Consider the following 19314-nt stretch of genomic DNA (forward strand, 5'->3'; position numbering starts at 1 on the left):
GGACGACGACATCTCCGGGTGACACCCGGACCCGACCGGCCACCGGCCGGCGCTCACGGAGCGCCGCGTGGCCATGTCGGCGTTCCCGCGCATCCGATGTCCGCCACCGGGGGCAGAGGTGTTTCTCTGCGCCCTCTCCCATGAGGTCACCGTCATGTCCGACGCTTCCGTCGTGTGCTCGAACCTGTCCTTCGCCTGGCCCGACGACACCCCCGTCTTCCACGATCTGTCCTTCGCCCTCGCCGCCGGCCGCACCGGCCTGGTCGCGCCCAACGGTGCGGGCAAGACCACCCTGCTCAAGCTGATCGCCGGCGAACTGCGGCCCGGCGCCGGGTCGGTGTCCGTGGCCGGCACCCTCGGCCACCTCCCGCAGAGCCTCCCGCTGACCGGCGGCCTCACCGTCGCCGAGGTCCTCGGCGTGGCCGGGGTGATCCGGGCGCTGGACGCCGTCGAGTCCGGCGATGCGAGCGAGGAGCACTTCGCGGCCATCGGCGACGACTGGGACATCGAGGAGCGCACCCGCGCCCAGCTGGACCGCCTCGGCCTGGCGGACCTCGCCCTGGACCGGACGCTGAGCACGCTCAGCGGCGGCCGGATCGTCTCGCTCGGCCTGGCGGCCCAACTGCTCAGGCGGCCCGACGTCCTGCTGCTCGACGAACCCACGAACAACCTCGACCGCGACGCCCGGCACAAGCTCTACGACGTGCTGGCGGACTTCACCGGCTGCCTGCTGCTGGTCAGCCACGACCGGGCGCTGCTCGACCGCATGGAGCGCGTCGCCGAACTGGGCGGCGGCGAACTGCGCTTCTACGGCGGCAACTTCACCGCCTACGAGGAGGCCGTACGGGTCGGGCAGGAGGCCGCGGAGAAGAACGTCCGCACTGCCGAGCAGGACGTGAAGCGGGAGAAGCGGGAGTTGCAGCAGGCCCGCGAGCGCGCCGAGCGCCGGGCGGGCAACGCGGCCCGCAATCTCAAGAGCGCCGGCCTGCCGCGGATCTTCGCCGGGAACATGAAGCGCGGCGCGCAGGAGTCCGCGGGCCGTGCGGGCCGGACGCACGCCGACCGGGTCGGCGAGGCCAGGGCGCGGCTGGACGAGGCGGGGCGCGCGCTGCGCGACGAGCAGCGCATCACGCTGGACCTGCCGGAGACCGCCGTGCCCGCGGGCCGCACCCTCTTCCTCGGCGAGCGGCTGCGGGTCCGGCTCGGCGGGCGGGAGGTGTTCGCGGGGCAGGGCGTCGACCTGGCGGTACGGGGGCCGGAGCGCATCGCGCTGACCGGCCCGAACGGCGCGGGAAAGAGCACGCTGCTCCGCCTGGTCAGCGGGGAGGCGGACCCGGACGGCGGCGCGGTCAGGCGGGCCGACGGGCGGATCGCCCACCTGTCGCAGCGGCTGGACCTGCTGGACCCGGACCGCACGGTCGCCGAGAACTTCGCCGCGTACGCCCCGGAGCGGCCTGAGGCGGAGCGGATGAACCTGCTCGCCCGCTTCCTCTTCCGGGGCCCCCGGGTCCATCTGCCGGTCGGGGTGCTGTCCGGCGGGGAGCGGCTGCGTGCCACCCTGGCCTGCGTCCTGTGCGCGGAGCCCGCCCCGCACCTGCTGCTGCTGGACGAGCCGACGAACAACCTCGACCTGCTCAGCGCGGGCCGGCTGGAGAGCGCCCTGAACTCCTACCGGGGCGCCTTTGTCGTGGTCAGCCACGACGAGCGCTTCCTGGAGGAGATCGGCGTGGCCCGGTGGCTGCGGCTGGCCGGCGGCGAGCTGACGGAGACGGGGCCGCCCGGGGTGTGAGCCGCGGGAAATGTCCGCCCGTCCCGTGCCGCCCCGCAGGCCGGGCGGATCTTGCGGCACCAGTGATCACCTGCCAGAGTGGTGACATGAACCTCGATCATGTCTTCGTGTGCGGCGACCCGGCGCTCGACTTCGCCGCGACGCTGCGCGCCCGCCGCTCGGCGCGGTTCGAGATGTTCGCGGCGCCCGACCGGCTGGACGCCTGGTACGTGGAGTCGGGGCTCGTCGACGCGATCACCCCGGCCGGGCAGGACGACGTGGACCGGGCGACGGCCGTACGGGAGGCCGTCTACCAGCTGGTCACCGCGCGCCGGCTCGGCGAGGACTACGACGGCGAGGCGCTGGCCCTGGTCAACAGCGCGGCACGCGCCCCCTCCGCGGTGCCGCAGCTCACCGCGTCCGGCCGCTGGACGGCGGCGACACCGGCGGAGGCGCTGTCCGCGGTCGCGCGGCACGCCGTCGAGCTGCTGAGCGGGCCTGACGTGCCGCTGCTCAAGGAGTGCGGCAATCCCGAGTGCACCCGTGTCTACCTCGACCGGTCCCGCGGCACGCGGCGGCAGTGGTGCGGTATGGAGTCCTGCGGCAACAAGTTCAAGGCCGCCGCCTACCGCGCCCGCAGGAGGAGCACGGCGGTCGCGGCCGGCTGACGCTTCGGGACGCGCCGGCTCAGCTCGGCTCGAAGCGCCCCCGCAGGTAGTCCGCCGCCTGGCGGTTGGCGGTACTGGCGGCGTCCACCGTGCCGGCCATCGCGAAGAAGCCGTGGGCCATGCCCAGGTAGCGGTTGAGCTGCACGGGCACTCCGGCCTCGGCGAGCCGCCGGGCGTACGCCTCGCCCTGGTCGCGCAGCGGGTCGTACTCGGCGGTGATGACCAGCGCCGGGGGCAGCCCGCTCAGGTCGTCCGCCCGCAGCGGTGAGGCCAGCGGGTCGGCGGCGTCCGCGCCCGGGGCCAGGTAGTGGCGGGCGTACCAGGCCACCGAGTGGTGGTTGAACAGCCACGGGTCGGCGTTGTCGCGCATCGACCCGTCGTCGGCGAGCTGGTCGGTGTTGGGGTACACCAGGAGCTGGGCGGCCAGTGGGAGGTCGCCGGCGGCGCGGGCGAGCAGGGTCACCGCGGCGGCCAGATTGCCCCCGGCGCTGTCGCCGCCGACCGCCAGCCTGGCCGGGTCGGCACCGAGGTCGCCCGCGCACTCGGCGACCCAGCGCAGGGCCGCGTGGCAGTCGTGCACCGCCGCGGGGAACGGGTGCTCGGGGGCGAGCCGGTATCCGACGGTGACGACCAGGCAGCCGGCCTCCGCGGCCAGGGTCCGGCAGAGCACGTCCGCGGTGTCGATGCTGCCGAGGGTCCAGCCGCCGCCGAAGTAGTAGAGCAGCGCGGGCAGCGGCCGCTCGGCGCTGGGCCGGTAGACCCGGGCCGTCAGCTTGCCGCCCGGTCCGGGGAAGCTCCGCTCGGTGACCTCGTACAGCGGGCGCGGACTCCCGCCCGCCGCCTGGATCGCGGCGAGGTCGGCGGCGCGGGCCTCTTCCACCGAGAGCGCGTACAGCGGCGGCTCCCCGCCGCGGACACGCAGCTCGCGCAGGGCCTGGATCTGTGGGTCGAGCGGCATGCCGTTTCCCTCCGGGTCGGTGGTGGGGCGCTGGCGGGGTCGTAGGGGCTGCGGCGGTACGGGCGGTACGGCCGCTTGGACGGCTCGGCGCAGGCGGCGGGCCGGTACGCCGGACGTCGGCGGGCGCCCGCGGGTCAGGGTGGTGGGGGGCCGGGGGTGGGGCCGGGCCAGGTCCAGCGGTGCCAGGACACCCGGAAGCCCGCGCGGTCCGCCAGGGCGACGGCCGCGCGGTAGCCGGGGGGCGCGGCCACGTCGGTGATGCGGTAGCTCGTGGACCAGGCGTCCTCGGTGCGGTGGGCCGCGGTCGGGGCGGCGCCGGTGACCTGGATCCGCAGCCCCTGGGCCAGCCGGCCGCCGTGCGCCTTGACCAGGGCTTCCTTGCGGGCCCAGAGCCGGGCGAACCGTTCGGCCCGGTCCTCGGCGTCCGGGGCCGCGCCGACGAGCCGGGCCTCCGCCGGCAGGAAGTAGCGGTGCGCCATCGCCGCGGCGTCCACCTGCGGCCGTACCTGCTGGACGTCCACGCCCACCCGGCGCGACCGGGTGACCGCGACCATGGCGATGCCGCCGGAGTGCGAGAGGTTGACCTGCGCGCCGCGCCACCGGCCGGCCAGCTCGGGTTTGCCGTGCGGACCGGACGTCCAGCGGATCTGCCGGGGCGGCGCTCCGAGCTGCCCGGCGACGATGTGGCGGATGGCGCCGTGCGCGACGATGAAGCGGCGCCGGTCCTCGTCCGAGCGGTAGCTCTCGGCCCGCAGCCGCTCACCGGCGTCGAGGACGGCGAGCAGGGCCGCGAGCACGCGTTCCGACCGCTGGTCGGGCACCAGCCACACCTGGACCACGTCCCCGGACCCGGCCCCGCCCGGTGGCGGTGGCGGTGGGCCGCTCATCGCGGCACCTCCGGGTCCGCCCGGTCCCTGACCAGCTCGGCCAGCCGGCGTACGCCCTCCTCGATCCGCTCCGGCGGCAGGGCGCTGCACGACAGCCGGATCGCCCGGCGGCCCCCGCCGCCGGGACCGCCGCCGGACCGGCTGGCGTAGAAGAAGCTCATCGGGGTCCACAGCACCCCGTAGTCGCGCCCGGAGATCTCCAGCAGGTGCTCGTCCGCGGTCAGCGGGACGTCGAGCACGGCGAAGAAGCCGCCGGCGGGCGTGTTCCAGCGGACCCTCGGGTCGCCGCCGAAGGACCGCTCAAGCGCGGCCAGCAGGGTGCGCAGATTGCCGCGGTAGAAGGCGGTCTTCGCCTTGCCCGCGGCCCGCAGGCTGCAGCCGGCCTCCACCAGGAAGCCGCCGATGACCGCCTGCGCGACCGGCGAGGTGTTCACCGTGAGCAGGCTCTTGACCGTGGACAGCTCCTCCGCGAGCAGGGTGCGCCGGCCGTCCGCGGCGACCACCGTCTGGTCGGCGACCAGGAAGCCCACCCGGGCGCCGGGGAAGCAGGACTTGGCGAACGAGCCGAGGTAGACGACCCGCTGCCCGGTGTCGAGCGCCTTGAGCGTCGGCCGGGGCTCGTCGTCGAGGCCGAACAGCCCGTACGGGTCGTCCTCCAGGATCAGCAGGTCGGCCTGCGCCGCCACCTCCAGCAGCCGGCGCCTGGCGGGCACCGGCATCGAGGCGCCCGAGGGGTTGGCGAAGCTCGGCACCAGGTAGAGCGCGCGCGGGCGCCGCCCGGTGGCCCTGACGGCGTCCGCCACGGCCCGCACCGTCTCCGGGTCGAGCCCGTCGGCGGACTCGGGGACCGGCACGACCTCGATGCCGAGCAGCCGGGCCGCACCGGTGAGGCCGACGTAGCCGGGTTCGACGGCCAGCACCACGTCGCCGGGTCCCGCGCACAGCCCGCGCAGGGCGATGACCATGGCCTCCTGGCAGCCGGTGGTGACCATGACCGCCTGCTCGGGCACCTCGATGCCCTCGTCCACCAGGAGCATCCGGGCGATCAGCGCGCCGAGGTGGCCGTTGGTCCTGCCGTACTGGAGCAGCTGGCGCTGCCGCTGCTCGGGGCCGAGGCCGAGTCCTTCCAGGTGGGCCAGGTAGCTGCGCAGGTATCTGTCCAGGTCGTCCGTGCTGTGGAAGCCGTCGTAGGGGCGTCCCGCGGCCAGCGGGACGGCGTCGGGGAAGCGGGCGGCGACCTCGTTGAGGAAGTTCATCGACGCCGACTCCGGGTCGGACACCGACTCGTGCAGTTCCTCGCGGGCCAGCTCCACCGCTGCGCTGTCCATCGTCATGCCTCCGTCCTCAGTACCGCCGCCGACCGGTCGATCGAGGCGAGGTCGGGGCGTCCGGTGAGCGCCATGGTGTGGGCCAGCTCCTCGGTCGCCAGGTCGAGCACCGCGGCCACTCCTGCGGCGCCGTCCGCCGCCAGCCCCCACAGGACGGGTCGGCCCAGCAGGACCGCGCGGGCGCCCAGCGCGAGGGCGGCGAAGGCGTCGGTGCCGCCGCGCACCCCGCCGTCGAAGAGCACCGGGCAGGCGTCCCCGACCGCGTCCGCCACCTCGGCCAGCGCGTCCAGGCTCGCCGCGGCGCCGTCGAGCTGCCGGCCCCCGTGGTTGGAGACGATGACCGCGTCGGCGCCGTGCCGTACGGCGAGGGCGGCGTCCTCGGCGGTGAGGATGCCCTTGAGCACCAGCGGCAGGTCGCTGCGCGCCCGGAGCCAGGCCAGGTCGGACCAGGTCACCGACGGGTCGACGGCCTCCGCGGCATGGGCGGCCAGGGCCGAGCGCCCGGCGCCGGAGCGGTGGGCGGACGCCGTCTCGGCCGGGTCGAGGTTGGCGGCGCGGATGCCGGGGCCGAGCGCGAAGCCGTTGCGCGCGTCGCGGTGGCGGCGGCCCAGCCGGGGCGCGTCCACGGTCAGGACGACCGCCCGGCAGCCCGCGGCGGCGGCGCGTGCGACCAGGCCGGCCAGCACCTCACGGCGGCGCAGCCAGTAGACCTGGATCCACAGCGGCCCGGTGGCCGCGGCGGCGATGTCCTCCAGGGTGCGGCTGGCGTAGATGCTGACCACGTACAGCGCGCCGGCCGCGCCGGCGCCGCGGGCGGTGGCGACCTCGCCTTCGGGGTGCGCCAGCCGGTGGTAGGCGGTGGGCGCGACGCCCAGCGGTGTGCCGAGCCGGGAGCCGAGGACTTCGGTGCCGGTGCGGCAGTGCGAGACGTCGACCAGCACCCGGGGGCGCAGCGTCACCCGGCCGAAGGCGCGCCGGTTGGCGGCGACCGTCCGCTCGGTCTCGGCGCCGCCCTCGATGAAGTCCCAGACCCGGTCGTCGCCGAGCCGCAGCCGCGCCGCGTGCCGGTAGTCCTCGACGCTCGCGGGCGGCGCCTGCGGCCCGGGGGCGGTCATCGCAGCCGCCCGCGGGCCGCCGCGAGGGCGTCGGGCCGCACCTCGGCGCCGACGTCGAAGACCGCGAGCGACAGCGCCCCGGTGTCGTGGTCGGCCAGGACCAGGCGGCACGGCTCCGCGGGGGGTTCCGCCAGTTCGCCGGCCAGCTCCCACCACACCCCGGTGCCCGGGCGGCCCGGGTCGGCGGCCCGCACGTGCCGCACCCCGGCGGGCGCCGGGGTGCCGGCCGCCAGTGCCGCCCCGAGGACGGCGGTCACAGGGCCGGGTCCGCCGCCGAGCGCGGCGCATTCGGCGGCGAGCGACGCGGCGGAGGACCGGGCGCGGGTCACCACGGGGCCGAGGCGGACCGGCCGCTCCCCCGGCCGCTGCTCGCCGAACAGCAGCGCCACACCGCTTGCCGCGGCCGGCAGCGCGACCGGGACACGCGGGTCGTAGGGCAGCGCGGGCTGTTCGACCACCAGCAGCAGCGCGCGCGGCAGTCCGGCGCTGCCGGCGTACGCGCGGATCAGGCGCAGCGCGGTGAAGGCGCCGGCGCCGCCCTGGTCGCTGACCGCGAACGCCATCGGGCCGCCGGGGCAGACATGGCTCAGCATGGTCGTCGTGGCGCGTCCCGGGGTGATGTCGGGGACGCAGTAGGCCAGGACGAGCAGGTCGACGGACTCGCCCTCGGGGACGGCCAGCCGGATCAGCGCCTCGGCCATCTCGCCGTACGACTGGCCGCCGCGCTCCAGCGCGCCCGCCTCCAGGCCGAGGCCGTAGGGGCGCAGCAGGTCGGCGAGGTAGACCCGCAGCCGCTCGGTGTGCTGGGGGTCGCCGGCGAGGGCCGCGGAATCGGGGAACGCCAGGCGCACGGCGCGGCGGACTCCCCAGTCGGCGGGGACCCGGTCGCCGGGGCGGTGTGGCACGAAGGTGCGCATCGTCACTCTTCCGTGAGCAGGTTTCCCGCGACGTAGTCGGCGAGCGAGCCGACCGTGCCGAAGTCGTCGCGGCCGAGTTCCTCGACGCTGATCTCCAGGTCGAGGCGCTCCTCCAGCTCCAGGACGAGTTCGAGGCCGGTCGTCGAACTCAGCCCGAGGGCGTCCATCAGCGCGGTGTCGGCGGTGGTGCCGGTCACCTCGCGCTTGAGGACCCGCGGCAGGAGGTCGCAGATGCTGTCGACCAGCTGATCGCGCAGCGCCGGGTCGATCGCGGTCGGGGCGGTGTCCTGCTCCGTCATCGGTGGTCCTTTCGGTGCGGGGGTGCGGGGATGTGGGGTGCGGGGCGCGCCGGAGCCGGTCCTTACGGCCGCGGCAGGGTGGTCAGTGCACGAGGGCCATCGCCGAGAAGGTGGCACCGCGCCCGGCGCCGGCGGCGGCCATCACGTACGGCTCGCCCCGGCGCAGCAGCCCCCGGCTCCGCGCGGTGCGGTAGTTGATGAAGCTGTCCGCGCAGAAGACGTGCCCCGTGCTCGCCACGTTGTCGAGCAGGACGCGTTCGCGGGGGTAGCCCAGGGTGCGGCAGACCTGGTGCCAGGCCACGCGGTTGACGTTGTGCGGCAGGATCAGGCCGACCTCGTCCATCGTCAGCCCGGCCCGTGCGACGGCGGCCCTGATGGCGTCGGCCAGCGCTTCGGCGTACACCCGCTGGAATTCCAGGGCGGCCTCGTGCGCGTCGGTGTCGAACTCGCCGCGCAGATCGGTGGCGTAGGACAGCAGCCGGTCGCGGTCCCCCGACGCGGCGACCAGGCAGGCCGAGGCGCCCTCGCCGAAGAAGGACGTCTCGGGCACGAGCTGGGCCTCGCCGGTGAAGGCCTTCTCACCGGCCAGCACCAGGGCGAGGCCGTCGGTGTCGCCGTCGGCGGCCAGCAGCCGTCCCGCGGCGTCCACGGCCAGCAGGCCGGAGGCGCAGGCGTGGTGGCCCACCGCGAAGACGGCCGCGTGGCCGAGGCCGAACTCCTCGCACAGCTCGCTGACGGGGTCGAGCGGGTAGGGCACGGCGGTGGGGAAGGTGCGCGCGTGCAGGACGTAGCGGACGCGGTGCTCCTGCCCGCGCAGCGGTTCGAGCAGCGCGACCGCGCCCCGGAGCAGGTCGAGCAGGCCGCCCCGCGGGTCGCGGGCGACCTCGCCGAGCCGGTGGTAGCGGCGGAAGATCTTGATCTGCATCTCGGACAGCCCCAGCCGCCGGGCCGGCTCCTCGATCGGCACCCGGTCGCCCGGCAGGTAGGCGGCCACCGCCATCAGCGCGGTCACCGGCCGGTGCCCGCGGGCACGGCCGGGGCCAGCGCCGCCTCGACGGCTACCGCCTCCCACGCGCGGGCGAGCGCCTCGGCCTCGGCGGGAGAGATGAAGTGGGTGTCGATGCGGATCTCCAGCCGCAGGCCCTCCGGAACGTCCTCGGCGGTGACGAACAGCCGCTCCGCCGGGATGTCGTGCCGGGCGGTCCAGGTGAAGGTGCTCCCGGCCGGCGCCGTCCGCAGCGTCCGTGCCAGCTGCTCGGCGGTCATGTCCTGGCCGTCCGGCGGCGGCAGGTGCGCGCTGCGGTCGTTGAAGAAGCAGCCGACCTCGACGTCCTCGCCGCGTTCCCGGGAGACGCGGGCGGTCAGCTCGCGCAGCCGCTCGGGGTGGAAGTAGGCGTGCTTGTAGGCGGACAGGGTGGCGCTCCCGGCGCGTTGGACCGCCTCCTCGACGGTGGCGTCCTCGACGTCCAGGAGGCAGCCGCCGGCCTGGGCGACCATGCACACCACGTCGGCCAGGCCCGGCCGGAAGCGGTTGTTGACGACCGGCCGGACCGCCACGGGGTTGATCCCCGTGGTCCGGTGCAGCGCGACCGCGAACAGCGCCAGCAGGACGGTGGTCATGGCGGCGCCCGTTCGCCCGGCGATCACCGGCAGGGCCGCCGTCAGCGCCGGGGAGCGGAAGTCGGCGTCCCAGTGCCGCGGGCTGCGCGGGTCGCTGGGGCCGGGCAACTGCCGGGCGGGGACCGCCCGCAGGACGCTCTCCCAGTAGCGCAGCGCCCTGTCGTTCTGCCGCTGCCCCGCCGGTGAGCGCTGCCACCTGGCCTGGTCGAGCTGCTGGAGGCCGGCGGCAGGCGCGGTCTGCCTGGCCCGCACCTCACGGAGCATCAGCGCGCCGCCCAGCGCGTCGGTGACCAGGTGGTGCATGACGGTGACCAGGTGGGTGGGCCGGCCGTGCTTGCGCACCGCGCCCATCCGGACCGGCCAGTCGTCCGCGTAGTCGAAGACCGTACGCCGGTAGTGGTCCTCGACCGCGGCGGCGACATCGTCCGGATCATCGCCGTCGGCCGCGTCGTAGACCTCGAGGACGGTCCGGCCCGTGGCGAACAGCTGCTGGGTGGGCCGGCCCCGGTCGTCGAACCGCAGCCGGGTGCGCATCGAGGGGAAGCGGCCCATCAGATAGCGCAGTTCCTCCGCCAGGCCTGCGAGGGTCGTGCCCGCCTCCAGCGGGGCCCGGCCGCCGATCGGCAGTGCGCTGCGCTGGCCCTGCATCGCGTGCCAGATCTCCCACATCCCCCACGACATCTCGTCCACGCCCGCGCCCTCCCCCGCGAAGTCGACCGCCACCCGCTCGGTGGCCTCGGGTCCTGCGGCCCGCGCCGCGCCGCGCCGGGTGGCCTCGGGCGTCGCGGCCTGTCCCGCCGCATGCCCGGTGGCCTCGGCCGCCGCAACCTGTCCGCCGTCCTGGCCGCCCATGTCAGACCGCCGCCGTCTGGGCGCGGTGCCGCTGGCGCATCAGGAACTTGCGGACCTTGCCGGTCGGGCCGACGATCAGGTCGGCCTCGGAGACGACCACGACGCTGCGCAGCGTGGCCGCGGCGGCGCCGGTCAGCGCGGCGCGCACCGCCGCCGTACGGTCGGCGCCCGGGTCCGCGGTGGCGTACAGCGCGAGCAGGACGTCGGTGACCACCCGGCCGCCGACCTCCATCGACACCACCGTGCAGTCGTGCACGTCGGGGCAGCCGGCGAGGATGCGCTCCTCGGTCATGGCCGTGTAGAGCCATTCGCCGCCGAGGTCGACGGCGTCGACCGCCCGGTCGACGTGGAAGTAGTAGCCCTCCTCGTCGCGGTACATCAGGTCGCCGGTGAGGTAGTAGCCGCCCAGCCGGTTGCGGTAGGTCGCGGACGAGTCGTTCCAGTAACCGGGGGCCAGGGTCGGCGCCTTCAGCCCCAGCTGGCCGACCTCGCCGACCGGGACCTCCCGCCCGGTGGCGGTGTCCAGCAGCGCCACCTCGGCGAAGCCGTGCGGCACACCGACGCAGCGCCCGTAGCGCTCGGTGTCCTTGCTGTGGGTGATGTGGAAGGCGGAGTGGCCCATCTCGGTCGAGCCGAGGCCGTCGACGAAGCGGGAGCCCGGCGTACGCCGTACGCCCTCGCGGGTGGCGGTCTCGCGCGAGCCGACCGCGACGAGGCGGCGGATGTGCGGTTCGTGCGCGCAGTCGCCGGTGTTGAACCACAGCGACACCGAGTCCAGGTCACGGGTGCTCAGGTCCTGCCGGGCCAGCTGGGTCCAGGTCGCGGCGAAGCCGAAGACCCCGGTCGGCTTCCAGCGCTCGATGGCCCGCACCACCGCGTCGCCGTCGTTCTGGGTGGACAGGAACAGCAGGTCGCTGCGGAAGCACAGGGCCATGTTCAGCGCGGAGATGCCGGCGGCGTGCGCGGCGGGCAGCGCGCTGAGGATCCGCTCGGCGCCCCGGGCGCGCGGCGCCGACAGCCGGAAGAGCCGGGTGGCCGCGAAGAGGCTGCCGTTGGAGTGCACCACCGCCGCGGGCATCCGGGTGGTGCCCGACGAGTGGGTGATGGCGATCGGGTCGTCGGGGTGGTGGCGGTACGCCGCGGGCGCCTGCGCCGGGTCCCCGGTGCCGGCCTCCGCCGCGTCGGCGTGGACGGCGATGCCGAGGTCCTGGCCGGCCAGCCGCTCGCGGTGCTCCTGGTCGGTCACCAGGCCGACACCGCGCAGCCGGCGGATGTACTCGGCGGCGATGTCGCCGGGGATGTGCGGGTTGACCAGCGCGGGGATCGCGCCCAGCCAGGTCAGGGCCAGGAAGTTCAGCAGGCAGTCGGCCGAGGCCGACACGTGGACGGCGACCGGGTCGCGCGGGCCGATGCCCCGCGCGTGCCACCAGGCCGCCCTGGCGGCCACGCGCTCGCGGAGCCGGCCGAGGGTCAGTTCCTGCCACGCCGGGTGCCCGTCGACGGGGACGTCGAAGGTGGCGCCGGGGCCTTCGGGGTCGGCCCCGTGCTCGAAGAGCTTGGGCAGCACGTTGCCCGCGCCCAGTTCCGGGTCGGCGGCCAGCCGCGCGCGGATGTTGGTGCCGTTCACAGCGTTTCTCCTTCGTCTCGCCTGGTCCTGGTGCGGGCCGGCTGCGCGGCCGTGGCCGGGGCCGGCTGAGTGGTGGGGGTGCGGGCCGGTCGCCGGACCGCGGCGGGGACCGGTCGCGTGGCGCCGTCAGGACCCGGCCGCACGATCGCGGCGCGGACCGGCCGCCCGGCCGTGGCCGGGGCCGGCCGCACGGCCGCAGGGCGCGGGCCGGCCGTCATCCGGCGCCGACCGTCTTCTCGACCGCCGCCCGCAACTGGGCCCGGGTGGGCTGGCAGGCGAGGTCCAGCTCGCGGGCGAAGGGCAGTACGGCGCCGTCCGGCCGGGTGATCCGCCGGGGCGGTGCGATCAGCCGCATCTCCTCGGCGGCCGTGGCGAGGATCTCCGCGCCGATGCCGCACGACCGGTTGGAGTCGTCCACCACGACCAGCCGTCCGGTGCGCTCCAGCGAGGCGGCGAGCCCCTGCCAGTCGAAGGGGTACAGCGAGCGCGGGTCGAAGACCTCGACGGAGATCGACCCGGCCAGGTCCTCGGCGACCGCCAGCGCGTCGTGCACGAGATGCCCCACCGCCACCACCGTGACGTCGGCGCCCGCGCGGTGGACCCGGCCCACCCCGAGCGGCACCGGGGCGAGGTCCGCGAAGTCGACCACCTCGCGCAGGCCCAGCGCACCGGACGGCGCGAAGACCACGACCGGGTCGTCGTCCCGGATCGCCGTCACCAGCAGGCCGTAGGCGTCCGTCGCGGTCGCCGGCACCACGGTCTTCACACCGACGTGCGCGAACAGGCTGTACGGGTGGTCGGAGTGCTGGCCCGCCCAGCTGTCCCGCGAGCCGGAGCCGGGCAGCAGATAGGTCACCGGCACCCGGGTCTGGCCGCCGGTCATGAGCGAGAACTTGTGCGCCTGGTTGGCGATCTGCTCGAAGACCAGGAAGAGCAGCGCCGGGATCTGGAACTCCACCAGCGGGCGCATCCCGGCCATCGCCGCGCCGGTGGCGAAGCCGGTGAACGCCTGCTCGGAGATCGGCGTGTCCAGCACCCGGTCCCTGCCGAACCGGCGCAGCAGGCCGGCGGTGGCGTAGCTGACGGCCACACCGACGTCCTCGCCGAGCACGCAGACCGCCGCGTCGCGTTCCATCTCGTCGCCGATCGCGCGGTTCAGCGCCTTGAGGTAGGACAGGTTCGGCATCAGAGCGCCCCCGCCCTGGCGCGCATCCCGGTGGCGTAGAGGTGGTCGAGGGCGGTGGCCGGGTCGGGGTGCGGGCCCGCGAGCGCGAACCGTACCGCCTCGTCGAGCCGGGCCCCGGTCTCCGCGTCGATCGCGGCGCGGGTGGCCGCGGGGATGCGGGCGCCCTGGATCTCCAGCGGGTCGCGGGCCTTCCCCTCGGCGACCTCCTCGTCCGTGCGGTAGCGGGGGCGCGCGGTGTGCTCCCAGGTGTGGTGGGCGTCGAAGCGGTAGGTGGCGCACTCCAGCAGGGAAGGCCCCCCGCCCGACCTGGCCCGCGCGACGGCCTCGGCTGTCGCGTCCAGGACCGCCTGCGGGTCCATCCCGTCCACGGTGGACGCCGGGATGCCGAAGGCCGCGGCCCGCCCGACGACCGAGCCGGCCATCGTGTCGGCGGGGCGCATCGAGGTGGCGAAGCCGTTGTTCTCGCACACCAGGACGACCGGCACCCGCCACAGCGCGGCCAGGTTGAAGGTCTCCAGGACCACGCCCTGGCTGACCGCGCCGTCGCCGAAGTAGGCGACCGCGACCCGGTCGGAGCCGGCCCGCCGGAAGGCCCAGGCGGCGCCGGTCGCGATCGGCACGGCGGCGCCGACGATCGCGTCGGCCCCGAGGATTCCCACGCCGAAGTCGGCCGCGTGCATCGAGCCGCCCCGCCCGCGGTTGAGCCCGGTGGTGCGGCCCGCCAGCTCGGCCATCATCCGGGCCGGGTCGGCGCCCTTGGCGAGCACATGGCCGTGCCCCCGGTGGGTGCTGGTGATCACGTCGTCGGGACGCAGCGCCGCGCAGGTCCCGGCGGCGACCGCCTCCTGCCCTGTGCAGGGGTGGATGCCGCCGCGGATCACACCGGTACGCACCAGGGCGACCGCCCGCTGCTCGAAGCCCCGGATCAGGCTGACGGTCCGGTAGAGGCCGACCGGGTCGGCGGCCGGTTCAGCCACGGCGGGCCGGCCGGTCGGCGCGCCAGATCACCGGGCAGTAGGCGGGGTCGGCGTAGTCGGGGCGCCCGTCCGGCAGCCGCCGGACCAGGACGTCGTGGTTGTACGCGGCCTCGCTGCCGTCGCTGAGCGGGAACCTGCGGTATTCGTTCCCGCCGTCCTGGAGGTGGAAGGAGACCGCGCGGCGCGGCCGGTCGCTGCGGTTGGGGCCGCTGCCGTGGTAGGTCAGGCAGTGGTGGAAGCTCATGTGCCCCTTGGGGATGACCAGCGGCACCTTGCGGATCTCGGCCCCGTTGTAGGCGGCGTTCTCGGCGAGGACCCGCTCCAGGTCGCTGTTGTCGCGCTCGGCGAAGTGCTTGGTCATCGAGTCCTCGCGGCCGGTCTCCTTCCACAGGTGGCTGCGGTCGACGACGGTGAGGGTGCCCATCTCCTCGTCGCAGTGGTGGAAGGGGATGAACGCGGTCAGCATCCGCTCCGAGGTGGACGTGGACCAGTAGTGCTTGTCGAAGTGCCAGGGCACGATGTTGCTGGGCTCGCCGCTGACCGCCGGTTTGAGGATCAGCGTCGACTGGAAGACCCGGATCTCGTCGGCTCCGGCCAGCCGGGCGGCCACCGCGCCGATCAGCGGCTTGCGCAGGATGCGGGCGAGCGGGTCGCTCTCGACGTGCACGTAGTCGTTGTGGCGCTGGACCGGTCCGTCGGAGGGCTGCCAGGCCGCCAGCCGCGGCGGGCGGACCGGCAGCGTACGGCTGCGCTCCCCCGCGTAGTAGCGCTCGCTGGCGGCGACCAGCTCGTCCACCTCCTCGTCGGCCAGCAGCTTCTTGGTCAGGTACCAGCCGTGCCGGGCGTAGAAGGCGACGTCGTCGTCGTCCGGCAGCAGCGCGGTCTCCGCGTCGGTGAGGGCGAACAGCGGGTCCTGGGCGGAGTCCTGGGCGGTGGTCATCACAGGCCCGCCTGCGTGGTCTGGCGCACGGCTGCGAGTTCGCGTTCCTTGGCCTCGTACAGCGCGGGGATGTTGCTGGTGCCGAAGGTTCGGGCGCCGTGCCGCTCGATCAGCTCCCAGAAGAAGGTCCGCCGCACATGCAGGGACTTGGCGAATATCTGGTACATCTGCCCCCAGTGGTCGCGGTCGACCAGGATGCCGCGCGGGCGCAGCCGGTCCACCGGCAGGTCGACGGCGCCCAGCCGCCCGTCCAGCGAGCTGTAGTAGCTGTCGGGGGTGGGCGCGAAGCCGACGCCCCGGTCGCCGAGCGTGTCGACGGCGGCCACGATGTCGTGGCTGCTCAGCGCCAGGTGCTGGACGCCGGGGCCGCGGTGCCAGGCGAGGAAGTCGTCGATCTGGCCGGGCGAGTGGGTCAGGTCCGGCTGGATCAGCGTGAGCGTGGCGCCGCCGCCCGGGCTCTGCACCACCTGCGAGAACATGCCCTGGCCGCCGACCTCGATGTACTCCTCGAAGATCAGGTCGAAGCCGAACGCCGAGTGGTAGAACCGCGTGGTCGCCTCCAGGGTCCCGGGCTCCAGGCAGACCGCGGCGTGGTCGATGGTGCGCAGCAGCTCGGGTTCGGCCGGCGGCCTGTCGTCCAGCATCTCGATGGCGCCGGGCAGGAACTCCCCTTCGGTGCCGTGCCGTTCGACCAGCCGGTGCACCACGTCACCGAAGCCGGAGACGGTGGCCGTCACGACCGACGCGCCGCCGCCGGAGTACGTCCGCGGTGCCTCGATCGCCGCCGCGCCGCCCGCCACCGAGCCGGTCCAGGCGGCCTGCGTGTCCTGCGTGCGGAAGGCGATCACGGCCACCCCGTCGCCGTGCCGTGACACGTACTGCACGGCGGGGTGGTCGGGCAGCAGGCCCGAGGTCAGCAGCACCCGGCAGTCGCCCTGTGCCAGCAGCAGGCTGCGCTGTCCGGCCATGCCCGTCTCGGGTCCGCCCTGCCCGCAGAGGCGGAAGCCGAACGCGGAGCACAGGACGAACGCCGCCTGGCTCGCGTCGCCCACGTAGAACTCGACATGATCGATGCCGAGGTAGTCCATTGCCGCTCCTTCGTCGATAACTCGGTGCTGTCAGACCGTGCGGGACAGCCGCGTGCCCGGCCGGCCGTAGACGAGGCTGACGTTGTGGCCGCCGAACCCGAACGAGTTCGACATCACGTGGCTGATCCCCGGGGCCGGACGCGGGCCCTTGCGGATGTGGTCGAGGTCGCAGGCGGGGTCCGGGTCGTCCAGGTTGTGGGTCGGCGGCAGCAGCCCGCGCCGCAGCGCCAGGACGGAGACCGCCGACTCGACCACTCCCGAGGCGCCGAGCATGTGGCCGGTGACCGCCTTGGTGGCGCTGACCGGCGGGCAGCCGTCCCTGAAGACCCGGCGGATCGCGACGGCCTCCGCGCGGTCGCCGATCTTGGTGCTGGTGCCGTGCGCGTTGATGTAGCCGATGTCCGCCGGCTCGATCCGCGCGTCGGCCAGGGCGCGGCGCATGGACGCGGCGGCGCCCTCGCCGTCGGGGTGCGGGGTGGTGGGGTGGTGGGCGTCGTTGGTGGCGCCCCAGCCGCTGACGGCGGCGTAGCCGGCGGCGCCGCGCGCGTCCGCGTGCTCGGTGCGCTCCAGGACCAGGACGCCGGCCCCCTCGCCCAGCACCAGGCCGTTGCGGCGGCGGTCGAACGGGCGGCTGGCGGCGGCCGGTTCCGCGGCCCAGCCGCGGGCCAGCGCGCGGGCGTTGCCGAAGGTGTCGGCCAGGGTCGCGAACAGCGGCGCCTCGCTGCACCCGCACACCATCACGTCGACCTCGTCGGCGCGCAGCAGCCGCAGGCCCTCCCCGACGGACTGCGCCCCGGCCGCGCACGCGGTGGCGATCGCCGAGCTGTAGCCGCGGATGCCGTGCCGGATGGCGACGCGGGACGCGCCCATGTTGGGCAGCATCCCCGGCAGCAGGTAGGGGCTGACGCCCAGCCGGCCGCGCTGCGTCCTGGTGACGACCTGGGCCTCCAGGGTGGCCAGGCCGCCGGTGCCGGAGAGGATGACGCCGATCCGGTAGGGGTCGACGTCGCGGCCCACCTCGATGCCGGCGTCGGCCAGCGCGTCGGCCGCGGCCTGCATCGCCATCACGATGTAGCGGTCCACCACCCGGGTCTCGGGTCCGGCCAGCACCGAGGCGGGGTCGATCGGCGGCGCGAAGGCGGCCACCTCAGCGCAGCCGTCGAGCGGGCCGCCGGCCGGCGGGCGGACCAGCCCGGAGCGGCCCTCGCACATCGCCGCCACGACCTCCGCGGCGCTGGTGCCCACCGGGGTCACCATGCCCATTCCGCTGATGACGACGTCCGCCCGTCCCGCGCTCGCGGTTCGCTGGCCTGTCACGGCTGTGCTCCTTCGCTGTCGTGTGGTCCCGATCCGGGCCGCGCGTCGCTCTCCTGCGGCCCGGCGCCCAGCAGGACGGCGCCCGCGCGGTCGCGCGCCGCGGCGGTGGCGGCCTGGTCGACCCGGACCAGCAGCGCCTCGTCGGCGTCCCCGTCCTCCAGCAGCAGCGCCGCCACGTCGAGTCCCGCACCGGTGTCGCCGACGCACACCACCGGGCCGGTCAGCTCCCATCGCGCGGCCACATGGCCGGCCACGGCGTTGGGCACGGCCTGGAAGAACAGCAGCGGTCCCGGCCGGCCGCCGCCCTCCACGACCCCGGCCACGTGCACCGCGCCCGCGAGGTCGCCCAGCGGGCTGACCACGATCACCGCGGTGACCGCGGCGGCGGCAGCGGGTCTGCGCGCGAGGCAGCGGCGGGCCGTCTCGGCGGCGAGCGGGCTGAAGGAGGACACCACGAACCCGGCGAGCGGCGGGGGAACGCGGTCCGCCGCCGACTCCGGCCACGCCGCGGCGGCGAGCACCCGGAGCCCCGCGGCCTCGGCCTGCCCGGCCAGGGATGCGGCGGCGCTGCGGCCGGGTCCCGCCGGCGTCAGAAGGGTCACGGCGTACCGACCAGGAGCGCCGTGTTCGCCCCGCCGAAGGCCATGGTGAGGCTGAGGCCGTACGCGGATCCGGCGTCCGCGGGCCGGTCGAGGATCAGGCCGAGCGGGCAGCTCGGGTCGGGGCCGAGGTAGCCCGCGTTGACCGGCAGTTTCCCGGCGCTCAGCGCGGACATGGTGACGACCAGTTCGAGCAGGGCGCCGGCCTCCAGCGCCTGGCCGTGCACGGCCTTGGTGGAACTCACCGGCACGGTACGGGCCGAGTCGCCGAACGCCCTGTGCAGCGCGGCGGATTCGGCGGTGTCGCCGGCCGGCGAGCCGGAGCCGTGCGCGTTGACGTAGCCGATCTCTTCGGGCCGCAGCCGCGCGCGGTGCAGCGCGTCGGTGATCGCGCGGGCCAGCCCGGCGCCGTCGGGCCGCGGCCGGCAGACGTGGTGGGCGTCGCCCGCCCGGCCCCAGCCGGCCAGCCTGGCCAGCGGCCGGGCCCGCCGCCGCGCGGCCGAGGCGGCGGACTCGACCACGACGGCGACCACCGCGTCGCCCAGCAGCAGCCCGCTGCGCCCGGCGCTGAACGGGCGTACCCGCCCGTCGCGGGCGAGCGCGCGGCCGGCGTCGAAGACGGCGAACTGGTCGGCGTCGACCAGATACCCGGCCGCCACCACGATCCGGTCGGCCCGTCCCCTGGCGATCAGCGCGGCGGCGTCGGCGACCGCGGTGCTCGACGCCACGCAGGCCGAGGTGTACGCCCGCGACGCGCCGGACAGCCCGCTGCGCCGCGCGACGGTGTCGGCGAAGGCGTCAGAGCCGTGGGCCGGCCGGTCCTCCTCCGGTACCCGCGGCAGGTCCGGGTCGCCGTGCACCGCCAGGTGGAGCGGGCAGTCGGCGCGCTGCGCGGCGGACAGGCCGGCCTGGTCGCAGGCCTGTCCGACCATCCGCGTCAGCTCCTCGGCGAGCACCGGCGCCCCGGGGTGGGCGGCGGCATGAGCGGCCCTGCGGCCGGCGACGCCGAAGCGGCGTACCGGTGCGAACGCCGGTGTGCCGTCGAGCGTGGCGGCCAGCAGCGGGCCGACGCCCTCGCCGAAGGCGCTGAGCACGGCGGCCCCGGTCACGACGACGGAGCCGGGGCCGCGACGGGCCGCTGACGCCATCTCGGTCGCCTCCTTCCGTG

Annotated in this window: 18 protein-coding genes; 2 read left to right on the forward strand and 16 right to left on the reverse strand. The window is 75.6% G+C overall.

Features of this window, described 5'->3' with window-relative positions; all coding sequences use genetic code 11:
- Positions 1–154 precede the first annotated feature (154 nt).
- Positions 155–1789 (forward strand): ABC-F family ATP-binding cassette domain-containing protein, encoded by a 1635-nt coding sequence (locus tag OHA86_RS02710; RefSeq protein ID WP_329172120.1) that lies wholly within the window; start codon positions 155–157, stop codon positions 1787–1789.
- 86 nt (positions 1790–1875) lie between these two features.
- Positions 1876–2436 (forward strand): CGNR zinc finger domain-containing protein, encoded by a 561-nt coding sequence (locus tag OHA86_RS02715; protein WP_329172123.1) that lies wholly within the window; start codon positions 1876–1878, stop codon positions 2434–2436.
- Between the two features lie 19 nt (positions 2437–2455).
- Here the strand turns inward: OHA86_RS02715 and OHA86_RS02720 are convergent, their stop codons facing one another.
- From OHA86_RS02720 to OHA86_RS02795, 16 genes are all read right to left on the reverse strand, one after another.
- Complete coding sequence (locus OHA86_RS02720; protein WP_329172125.1) at positions 2456–3394, reverse strand: alpha/beta hydrolase; 939 nt, start codon at positions 3392–3394, stop codon at positions 2456–2458.
- Between the two features lie 134 nt (positions 3395–3528).
- Positions 3529–4281, reverse strand: a complete 753-nt coding sequence (locus OHA86_RS02725; RefSeq protein ID WP_329172126.1) for a 4'-phosphopantetheinyl transferase family protein — start codon at positions 4279–4281, stop codon at positions 3529–3531.
- A complete protein-coding gene (locus OHA86_RS02730) occupies positions 4278–5615 on the reverse strand; it encodes an aminotransferase-like domain-containing protein (protein WP_329172128.1) in 1338 nt (445 codons plus the stop codon). The genes OHA86_RS02725 and OHA86_RS02730 overlap by 4 nt, the downstream gene beginning before the upstream one ends.
- Entirely contained in the window at positions 5612–6724 is a 1113-nt protein-coding gene (locus tag OHA86_RS02735) for an alpha-hydroxy acid oxidase (protein WP_329172130.1), read from the reverse strand. Before OHA86_RS02735 ends, OHA86_RS02730 begins: the two co-directional genes overlap by 4 nt.
- Entirely contained in the window at positions 6721–7641 is a 921-nt protein-coding gene (locus tag OHA86_RS02740; RefSeq protein WP_329172132.1) for a hypothetical protein, read from the reverse strand. The genes OHA86_RS02735 and OHA86_RS02740 overlap by 4 nt, the downstream gene beginning before the upstream one ends.
- 2 nt (positions 7642–7643) lie before the next feature.
- Complete coding sequence (locus OHA86_RS02745) at positions 7644–7940, reverse strand: phosphopantetheine-binding protein (protein ID WP_329172134.1); 297 nt, start codon at positions 7938–7940, stop codon at positions 7644–7646.
- Positions 7941–8022: 82 nt separating this feature from the next.
- Entirely contained in the window at positions 8023–8952 is a 930-nt protein-coding gene (locus OHA86_RS02750; RefSeq protein ID WP_329172136.1) for a 3-oxoacyl-[acyl-carrier-protein] synthase III C-terminal domain-containing protein, read from the reverse strand.
- Positions 8949–10412: a condensation domain-containing protein gene (locus tag OHA86_RS02755; RefSeq protein ID WP_329172138.1), complete on the reverse strand. Its 1464-nt coding sequence runs from the start codon at positions 10410–10412 to the stop codon at positions 8949–8951. Before OHA86_RS02755 ends, OHA86_RS02750 begins: the two co-directional genes overlap by 4 nt.
- 1 nt (position 10413) lies before the next feature.
- Positions 10414–12039: a class I adenylate-forming enzyme family protein gene (locus tag OHA86_RS02760; RefSeq protein WP_329172140.1), complete on the reverse strand. Its 1626-nt coding sequence runs from the start codon at positions 12037–12039 to the stop codon at positions 10414–10416.
- Between the two features lie 214 nt (positions 12040–12253).
- Positions 12254–13225: an alpha-ketoacid dehydrogenase subunit beta gene (locus OHA86_RS02765; protein WP_329172142.1), complete on the reverse strand. Its 972-nt coding sequence runs from the start codon at positions 13223–13225 to the stop codon at positions 12254–12256.
- On the reverse strand, positions 13225–14202 hold the full coding sequence (locus OHA86_RS02770) for a thiamine pyrophosphate-dependent dehydrogenase E1 component subunit alpha (protein WP_329172144.1): 978 nt from the start codon (positions 14200–14202) through the stop codon (positions 13225–13227). The genes OHA86_RS02765 and OHA86_RS02770 overlap by 1 nt, the downstream gene beginning before the upstream one ends.
- The gene (locus OHA86_RS02775; RefSeq protein ID WP_329172146.1) at positions 14195–15142 is read right to left on the reverse strand and encodes a phytanoyl-CoA dioxygenase family protein; all 948 of its coding nucleotides are present in this window, start codon (positions 15140–15142) and stop codon (positions 14195–14197) included. Before OHA86_RS02775 ends, OHA86_RS02770 begins: the two co-directional genes overlap by 8 nt.
- Positions 15142–16230: a 4-hydroxyphenylpyruvate dioxygenase gene (gene hppD, locus OHA86_RS02780; protein ID WP_329172148.1), complete on the reverse strand. Its 1089-nt coding sequence runs from the start codon at positions 16228–16230 to the stop codon at positions 15142–15144. The genes OHA86_RS02775 and hppD overlap by 1 nt, the downstream gene beginning before the upstream one ends.
- A gap of 30 nt (positions 16231–16260) precedes the next feature.
- A complete protein-coding gene (locus OHA86_RS02785) occupies positions 16261–17547 on the reverse strand; it encodes a beta-ketoacyl-[acyl-carrier-protein] synthase family protein (protein ID WP_329172150.1) in 1287 nt (428 codons plus the stop codon).
- A complete protein-coding gene (locus OHA86_RS02790; protein WP_329172151.1) occupies positions 17544–18149 on the reverse strand; it encodes a hypothetical protein in 606 nt (201 codons plus the stop codon). Before OHA86_RS02790 ends, OHA86_RS02785 begins: the two co-directional genes overlap by 4 nt.
- A complete protein-coding gene (locus tag OHA86_RS02795; protein ID WP_329172152.1) occupies positions 18146–19294 on the reverse strand; it encodes a beta-ketoacyl synthase N-terminal-like domain-containing protein in 1149 nt (382 codons plus the stop codon). The genes OHA86_RS02790 and OHA86_RS02795 overlap by 4 nt, the downstream gene beginning before the upstream one ends.
- Positions 19295–19314 lie beyond the last annotated feature (20 nt).

The sequence above is a fragment of the Streptomyces sp. NBC_01477 genome (genome assembly GCF_036227245.1).
Taxonomy (GTDB): Bacteria; Actinomycetota; Actinomycetes; order Streptomycetales; family Streptomycetaceae; genus Actinacidiphila.